The sequence below is a fragment of the Fundidesulfovibrio sp. genome, from assembly GCF_058402725.1.
This window is the reverse complement of the sequence record NZ_JBZVFJ010000148.1, coordinates 1-8,045: the sequence shown is the minus strand read 5'-3', so window position 1 is coordinate 8,045 and position 8,045 is coordinate 1. Positions and strand designations below refer to the sequence as shown.

The 8,045-nt window shown below is 71.3% G+C and carries 7 protein-coding genes; 2 read left to right on the top strand and 5 right to left on the bottom strand.

What is annotated here, in order from left to right:
* Positions 1-52: 52 nt before the first annotated feature.
* From msrB to ACV4UX_RS15580, 4 genes are all read right to left on the bottom strand, one after another.
* Positions 53-1,195, bottom strand: a complete 1,143-nt coding sequence (gene msrB / locus ACV4UX_RS15595; RefSeq protein WP_491594204.1) for a peptide-methionine (R)-S-oxide reductase MsrB — start codon at positions 1,193-1,195, stop codon at positions 53-55.
* A gap of 36 nt (positions 1,196-1,231) precedes the next feature.
* Positions 1,232-1,483, bottom strand: coding sequence for a hypothetical protein (locus ACV4UX_RS15590; protein WP_491594203.1), 252 nt, complete (start codon positions 1,481-1,483; stop codon positions 1,232-1,234).
* 106 nt (positions 1,484-1,589) lie between these two features.
* Positions 1,590-2,627 carry a hypothetical protein gene (locus tag ACV4UX_RS15585; RefSeq protein WP_491594202.1) on the bottom strand — a complete coding sequence of 346 codons (1,038 nt, stop codon included), beginning with the start codon at positions 2,625-2,627 and terminating at the stop codon, positions 1,590-1,592.
* Positions 2,628-2,813: 186 nt separating this feature from the next.
* Positions 2,814-4,670: a YgiQ family radical SAM protein gene (locus ACV4UX_RS15580; RefSeq protein ID WP_491594201.1), complete on the bottom strand. Its 1,857-nt coding sequence runs from the start codon at positions 4,668-4,670 to the stop codon at positions 2,814-2,816.
* Between the two features lie 202 nt (positions 4,671-4,872).
* Here ACV4UX_RS15580 and ACV4UX_RS15575 point away from each other — a divergent pair, with 202 nt between their 5' ends.
* A complete protein-coding gene (locus ACV4UX_RS15575) occupies positions 4,873-5,274 on the top strand; it encodes a hypothetical protein (protein ID WP_491594200.1) in 402 nt (133 codons plus the stop codon).
* Positions 5,275-5,363: 89 nt separating this feature from the next.
* Here ACV4UX_RS15575 and ACV4UX_RS15570 read toward each other — a convergent pair whose 3' ends face one another.
* The gene (locus tag ACV4UX_RS15570; RefSeq protein ID WP_491594199.1) at positions 5,364-6,959 is read right to left on the bottom strand and encodes an acetolactate synthase large subunit; all 1,596 of its coding nucleotides are present in this window, start codon (positions 6,957-6,959) and stop codon (positions 5,364-5,366) included.
* Positions 6,960-7,416: 457 nt separating this feature from the next.
* Here ACV4UX_RS15570 and ACV4UX_RS15565 point away from each other — a divergent pair.
* Positions 7,417-8,045, top strand: a 629-nt coding sequence (locus ACV4UX_RS15565) for an NAD(P)-binding domain-containing protein (protein WP_491594198.1), incomplete at its 3' end; no start/stop codon positions are given.

Genomic DNA, 8,045 nt, shown 5'->3' with positions numbered 1-8,045 from the left:
CCCGGAGGTCGTATGCCTCCAAGGGGGGCGGGTCCATCCCATTAACAGGCTGCTAAGGGAACAGCTTCCGGTACTCCCCGTAGCCCTGGGCCTCCAGTTCCTCCGCAGGCACGAAGCGCAGGGCCGCGGAATTCATGCAATAGCGCTTGCCCGTGGGCTGCGGACCGTCGTCGAAGACGTGGCCCAGGTGGGAGTCTGCCAGCTTCGAGCGCACCTCCACGCGGGTGCTGAAGAGCGAGCGGTCCTCCCTGAGCGTCACGGCGTCCGGGGTCAGCGGCTGCCAGAAGCTGGGCCAGCCGGTGCCGGAGTCGTACTTGTGCGCCGAGGCGAAGAGCGGCTCGCCCGAGACCACGTCCACATAGAGGCCGGGGCGTTTGTTGGCGTTGTATTCGTTGTTGAAGGGCGGCTCGGTGCCCTCGTGCTGGGTCACCTTGTACTGCAGGGGCGTGAGGGTGCGCTTGAGTTCCTCGTCCGAGGGCTTCACGAAGGAGGCCCCTGGAGAGGGCTTCGCTCCGGGTTGCGCGGCCTGCGTCACGGGGCACGCGGCGGGACGCCCGGCCCAGGTTCTGCCCAGGAACTGGTCGCGACCGGACCCGGCGCGGTACTGGGAGTAGCGCGCCGGGTTGTTGCGGGAGTAGTCCTGGTGGTAGTCCTCGGCCGGATGGAAGGTCTCGAAGGGCCTGATTTCCGTGACGATGGGCCTCTGGCCGAACACCCCCGAGGCCGCCAGGCGGTCGCGGGAGGCCAGGGCGGCCTTGTGCTGGGCCTCGCCCCGGGTGAACACGGCCGAGCGGTATTGCATGCCGCGGTCCACGAACTGGCCTCCGGCGTCGGTGGGGTCCACGTGCCGCCAGAAGTGCTCCAGAAGTTCCTCGTAGCGGACCTTGGAGGGGTCGAAGTAGACCTGCACCGCCTCCAGATGCCCGGTGCTTCCGGAGGAGACCTGCTTGTAGGTGGGGTTCTCCTCCCGGCCGCCCGAATAGCCCGAGACCACACGCGTAACGCCCGGTATCTTCTCGAAATCGGACTCCACGCACCAGAAGCAGCCGCCCGCGAAGGTGGCAATCTCCTCGCCCGGCGCGGCAGCCAGGTTCTTGTCCGAAGGGACCTCTGCCCCGCCGTCGCCCAGAGGCCAGATGCAGCCGACGGCCACCAGCGTGACCAGCCAGCCCGTTGATCGCTTGAACAGGTTCATGGATTTCCTCGCTTGCGAGACTGCTGAAGCGGGAAATCAGACCGCCATGGCGGTTGTCAAGGCCTCCTGGTTCACGAAACCCCAGCGCCGGGCCTCCTGCTCCAACACCCAGGGCATCGCCCCGCGCAAGAGCGCCGTGACGCCCGCCCCGTCCACGGCCACCAGGCCGCCCACGTCCACGCGGGCGATGACGCCCAGATCGGTGACCAGCCCGGGCCGGGCCGCGATGGAACCGACAACCTCACCCGATGCGTCGCTCAGGACCGGAAGGGAATTCGTGGGGCGCATGCGCTTTCTCCTGGTGTTGCGGTGGCTTGGAAGGATGGCGTCGGGACGCGAGTCCTGTACACTCCTACCACTTCAGCACGGAAAGGCAACGCGAAAGTTGTCGTTCCTATCCAGGGACGTTGCCGGGCATGCCCGTCGCCCGGGCCAGCCGCTCCAGCCCTCGCCCGGCAGGCAGGCACAGGGAGAGGCAGGCCAGCAGCGCCACGGCGGCCGCGAGCGCGCCTTGCGTGGAACCTGGGACCACTCCCAGCGCAGGGAGAGCCTGGAACGCGAGCGGCACGAAGAGGCAGAGGGCCAGCGCCCCCCGGCCCAGGGCCGCCAGGGCGCGGGGCGCGGGAAAGCCCGCGCGCCCTGCCAGCAGCGCGGCGGCGAAGGCCATGGAAAACAGGAAGATGCCCGCCGCGCCCAGCATGTCGGAGAAGCCGCCCTTGCGCTCACCCAGGAGGAAGAGGATCACCACGTAGGCCGCCAGGGCCTGCACCCGCCTCGTCGGGGTGACGCCGCGCGCCGAAGCGCCCGGGCGCGCCATGCGCCGGGCCAGCTCCGGCAGGAGCATCCCGGCCGCGAAGACGGTCAACTGCCCCAGCACCACGCCCCGGAAGGCGAAGAGGTCGGAGAAGGCCACGCCCCTCCAGGCCTCGGGCAGCTGCCAGGCCACGGCGTTGACCAGGGCCGTGCCCAGCAGGAGCCCCCCGGCAAAGCCCTCCTGCCCGAAGCGGCCGCGCAGCGCCTGGAACACCGGAGCCAGCGCCGCGCAGGGGACGAGGGCCTGCACGATCCAGAACGGGGAGCGCAGCCCCGCCCAGGCCCAGGCGTCAGGCATCCGGCCTTCCAGAGCGGCCCATGCGGCCAGGGCGGCCGCATGGAGCGGGAAGACGCGCACGCTCCACGCCAGAAAGAAGCGCCGCAGGCTGTCCCTCCCGGTGGCGTGCTCCAGCATGAGGGCGCTCGCGTGGCCGAAGGCCAGCAGGAGCATGGCCAGGGCGGCCGTCCCGTAGCGCGAGGCGGCGAGCCCCCCGCCCGTCAGGGCGTCCCAGGCGTAGGAGGCCAACACCACGGCAGCGGCAGCGCCGCAAAGAACCGCCTCGGCGTCGGGATTCCCCGGCGCGGCGGCCGGCTGGATCGGTTCGGACTCCTGGGACATGCGGGACCTCCTGCGCGTCGTTTGTCCCGCGTCTGAGCGCGCGGCGACAGCACGGCCTAGCGGGAATCGCCCCCGGCCGCAATCGCCGGGGCCTCCTGGGACAGCCGCAAGTCGAAACTCCGCGCTTCGTCCCAAACAGGGACGCCCGCACAGGGTTCGCCGCACGAAAGAGCCACCCGGGGCCCCTCAGCCCTTGCGGCCGCGTCCGGAGGAGCGCCCGGAACCGCGTCCCGTACGTCCCGGAGACCTGCCGCCGGGGCTTGCCGGGGCATCGCCCCTGGGGCCGCCCTTCCTGGCCGCTCCGGCGGGCTTGCGGGGGGTCTCCCGGCGCGCACCGGGCTCCGCCCTGCCCTGCCCTGCAAGGATGTCGTGCTGGGCTCGGCGCTCGGCGTCGCCACGGGCCACGGGGATGGGCCTGCCTTCCAGGTCCACCCCCGCGTAGTACATGGCCGCCGCCGCCGTGCCTGGCAGGGGGATGAAGCATTGCACCTGGTCGGGTTTCCAGCCGCGTCCGCCCAGCCAGGCGGCCAGCTCCTGCATGTCGCGCCCGGTGCAGCCGGGGAAGGCGCTCATGAGGTAGGGCACCACGTACTGCTCCTTGCCCGCTCGCGCGGACTCGCGCTCGAAGAGCTTCAGGAAGCGCTCGAAGGTCTCGAAGGCGGGCTTGCGCATGAGCCTGAGCACGTGGCCCGCGCGGTGCTCCGGGGCCACCTTGGCCTGGCCTCCGGTGAACTCCCGCACCATGGCCCCCAGGGCTTCGGGGTCGGCCAGTCCCAGGTCCATGCGCCAGCCGCTGGCCACGCGCACGTGGCGCACCCCTGGCACGGCGGAAACGCTGCGCAGAAGCGACACGAAATCCCTCTGCCGGGCGCTGAAATGGCGGCAGGGCCTGGGTGTCAGGCAGCTTGAGCGCGTGCAGGAGGCCATGTCGCCCGTGCAGGCCGCGCCCCACATGTTGGCGCTGGGGCCGCCCACGTCGCTCACGCTGCCGTTGAATCCTTTGGTTCCGGCCAGGGCGCGGGCCTCCTCCAGCACGGAGCGCGCGCTCCGGGAGCGGATGCGCCGCCCCTGGTGCAGGGCCAGGGTGCAGAACGAGCACCCCCCCGCGCAACCCCGGTGGATGTTCAGGCTCCCGGCCATCATGGCCTCGGCCGGGACGGGCTCGCCGTAGGCGGGGTGCGCGCTGCGGGTGAACGGCAGGGCGTGCAGGGCGTCCAGGGCCTCGCCCTCCAGGCCCTCGCCCGGCGCGGTGAGGACCACGGCGCGCTCCCCGCTGCGCTGGAACGCCGCGCTCCGGTTCTGGTGCACGTGGCGCTCCAGGAGGAGCGTGGCCTTCACCAGCTGGGCCGGATCGGCCTCGATGGCCTCGTGGGAGGGCAGCTCGAGGGCGTCCTCCAGGTTTGCGGAGCCGGGCACGGCGAAGGCCGCGCCGGGGATGTCCCAGAGTGCGGCGGCAATGTCCTCGCCCTGCTCCAGGGCCTCGGCCAGGGCCAGCAGGGAGTGTTCAGCCATGCCGTAGAGCACGGCGTCGGCCTTGGCGTCCAGGACGATGGAGCGGCGCAGGGAGTCGGACCAGAAATCGTAGTGGCTGGCGCGGCGCAGGGAGGCCTCGATGCCGCCCAGCACCACGGGAAGCCCCGGAAAGGCCCGGCGCACGAGATTGGCGTAGACGATGGAGGCCCTGTTGGGCCGCGCCCCTGCCTTGCCCCCCGGGGTGTAGGCGTCCTCGGAGCGCTTGCGGCGGAAGGCGGTGTAGTGGGCGAGCATGGAGTCCAGGGCCCCGGCCGTGACGCCCGCGAAGAGGCGCGGACGGCCCATGGCCGCCACGGCGCCCGGGTCGTCCCAGCGGGGCTGGGCCGCGATGCCCGTGCGGAAGCCGTGGGCCGTGAGCCAGCGCCCGAGAAGCGCCGCCCCGAAGGAAGGGTGGTCCACATAGGCGTCTCCCGTGACCAGGAGCACGTCGAGGGCGTCCCAGCCGAGGCGGTCCATCTCGGCGCGGGACATGGGCAAAAAATGCGGCTGGGGAACGGGCGTGCGCGGCATGGGGGAAGTATGGTCACGGAAGGCCGCCGCGTCCAGGGCGAATCGCCGGGCGGGCATTTGCGCCTCTTCCCTATTGATGCGGCGCGCCGATTACCCTATGCAGCACATAATTGATCGCCAACGAAGTACATGCCACGCACACAAAAATGCGGCGATGCGCAGCGCGGCTTTCACCTTGCAACCAGGCGGTCAGGGAGAACCCATGAACAGGCTATGTCGTGTTCTGATCGGATTCGCCGTGGCGACCTTCCTGGCGCAGCTTGCGCCGGGGACGCCCTTGGCGCAGGAGGTGATACCCTACACCACCGCGCCGTCGACCGAGACCACCTGGATGCGGGGCCCATACACCACCGTCACCAGCAGGACCGGGGTGCTCTTCCCCAACGAGGACTACACCCAGATCCTGGACGTGGGCGTCAGCCAGACCAGCTACACATGGACCACCTACTTGTTCCAGTATACTGGGATTTCGAGCGGCAGCTTCTCTTCCGGGTTCGTGGGCGTCTGGTTCCCCACGGTCGACCTGGGTGTGGTGGAGCTGGGCTCGGCCCCACTGCGCGTGGCGCGCATGTCCACGGAACTCGCCAACTACCGCTACGAATAAGGCGGCTCGCCGGAACCTGCCCGGGGCCTACGCCCCGGACCGTTCCTGCCGCCCCTGCCGCGCCTGGCAGGGGCGGCAGGCATGTGCGCTTAGCCGATGACGGCCTCGATGAGGCACGGCCCGCGGGTGTTCATCGCCCGCGCGAAGGCATCGGCGAACTCCCGGACGGTGCGCGCCCGCACCGCCTGGACGCCCATGCCCTCGGACAGCCGGACCCAGTCGAGATCCGGGTTGCCCAGGTCCAGGAGCGACCGCGCCCGTTCCCCGCCCGACGCGGCCTGGACGAGCTCCAATTCCTGGTTGAGCACCGCGTAGGACCTGTTGGCGTAGAGCACCGTGACCACGTCGAGCCGTTCCCGGGCCTGGGTCCAGAGGGCCTGGAGGGTGTACATGGCGCTGCCGTCGCCCTCCAGGCAGACCACCTTGCGATCCGGCGCGGCGATGGCCGCGCCCGTGCCCAGGGGCAGGATGTTCCCGATGGAGCCGCCCGTGACCGGAAGATAGTCGTGCGGCGCGGCCCTGCCGAGAAGCGGCACGTGCGGCAGCGTGGAGGTGATGCCCTCGTCGGCCACGATGGCCTCCTCCGGCAGGAGCGCCGCCACGACGCGCAGGACGCCCTCGGCCGTGAGCGGCCCCTGGGGCGGCTGGGCGGGCGGATCGAAGGGCACGGCCAGGCCCTTCCGGGGCGCTCCGACGGCTTCTGCCAGGGCCTCCAGGGCCGCCGGGCCGTCCTCGTGGGGATGGGAGAGCGTGAGCAGGGCGCACCCGGGCGGGGTCAGCCAGCCTTCCTGGTCCGGGTAGGCGAAAAAGGCGACCGGAGGCCGAGCGCCCACAAGCAGCAGGTGTTCGAACGCCCCGAGGCGCTCCAGGATGGCCCTGCCACGGTACGGCAGCGGCGTGACCCCGGGCGACCCGGCCCCGGAGCGCAGACGCGGGGTGAAGGTGTCGCAGAAAAGCGCGCAACCCGTGGCGGCGGCGATGCGCGCCGCATGCCCGAGTCCCTGGCCGTGGAGCACGTTCCCGCGCAGGAGCATGGCGGTCCTGCGGCCGCTTGCCAGCGCGCGCGCGGCGGCGTCCACGGCATCCCCGGAGACTGTCCCCGGCGGGGCGGGATCCAGCCTGGGGGATGGACGCTCCGCCGGGAGCCAGGCCGTGTCGGCGGGCAGGATCAGGGTGGCGGTCTGTCCGGGCGGCTGGCGGGCAGCCTGCACGGCGCGGGCGGCGTCGGCGGCCACGGTCCGGGGGCTCCGCGAGCGGCGCACCCAGTGGGAGATGGCCTCTGCGTAGCCCGTCAGGTCGGCGTTCAGGGGGGCGTCGTAGCGCTCGTGGCTGGTGGCGTGGTCGCCCACGATGTTCACCATGGGCGACTGGGCGCGGCGCGCGTTGTGGATGTTGGCCATGCCGTTGGTGAAGCCCGGCCCGAGGTGGAGCAGCGTGCAGGCCGGGTTGCCCGTCATGCGGGCGTAGCCGTCCGCCGCGCCCGTGGCCACGCCCTCGAAGAGGCAGAGTACCGGCCGCATGCCCTCGATGCGGTCCAGGGCGCGGACGAAATGCATTTCGGAAGTCCCCGGATTGGCGAAGCAGACCTCGACGCCGCTCCCGACGAGCGTGGCGACAAGCGATTCCGCCCCGTTGCAGCCGACGTGCGGTGCATCTCCAGGGACATCAGGGATTTCGTGAGACATCGTCGCGCTCCTTGCTTCAGGCGGTGCAGGCCGGTGTGGCCCGGGAGGGAGGACCGGAAGGCCGGGCCGGCGCACGCAGTGGCGACGGCCGGATGCCCGGCGTCTTCTCCTTGGCGTCTGCCCTGGCGGCTGTCAAGGCGCAGCGGCGCTCAAGACCCGGCGCGCCTGGCCGTCCGCCCCCGGGCTTTTCCTGACGCCGCCTGCCCCGCGCGCGACGCGCGCAAGACGCCAAGAACGCTTGACCGGACCAGACCCTGATGCCACATAGAGTCAATCGACTCCACAAGGCGGGGTGCATGGCTATCCAACCGCTCGAATCACTCCGGGACGCCCGGTCCGTGCCGTCCGGCGACTCTCTCCGGCAGGACCCGGCAGCCCGCGACCACCGCAACGATCCCTTGGAGCGCCGCCGCGCACACCACGAACGGAGCATCGCCAACCCAAAGGAGCCCTCATCGTGAGCACCTGCGACATCGCCCTGGTGGGACTGGCCGTCATGGGCCAGAACCTGGCCCTGAACATGGCCAGCCGCGGCTTTTCCGTGGCCGTTTTCAACCGGACCGAGTCCACCACCCGCGAGTTCATGGACCGCGCCGGGGCCAAGGCCGGGATCAAGGCCGCCTTCAATCCGGCCGAGGCCGTGGCCATGCTTTCGAGCCCGCGCAAGATCTTCCTCATGGTCAAGGCGGGTTCGCCCGTGGACCAGGTGATCGAGGAATTCGTGCCCCTGCTCTCCCCCGGCGACATCCTCGTGGACGGCGGCAACTCCCATTTCCCCGACACCGTGCGCCGCACCCGGGAGCTGGCCGCCAAGGGCATCCGCTACCTGGGGGTGGGCGTCTCCGGCGGCGAAGAGGGCGCGCTCCACGGCCCGAGCATCATGCCCGGCGGCGAACCCGAGGCCTGGCCCTTCATGGAGCCCATCCTCACGGCCATCTCGGCCAAGGCGGGCCCCGGCGGGGACGAACCCTGCGTGGCCTGGATGGGCAACGGCGGGGCCGGACACTATGTGAAGATGGTGCACAACGGCATCGAATACGGCGACATGCAGCTCATCGCGGAGGTCTACGACATCCTGGGCCGCGC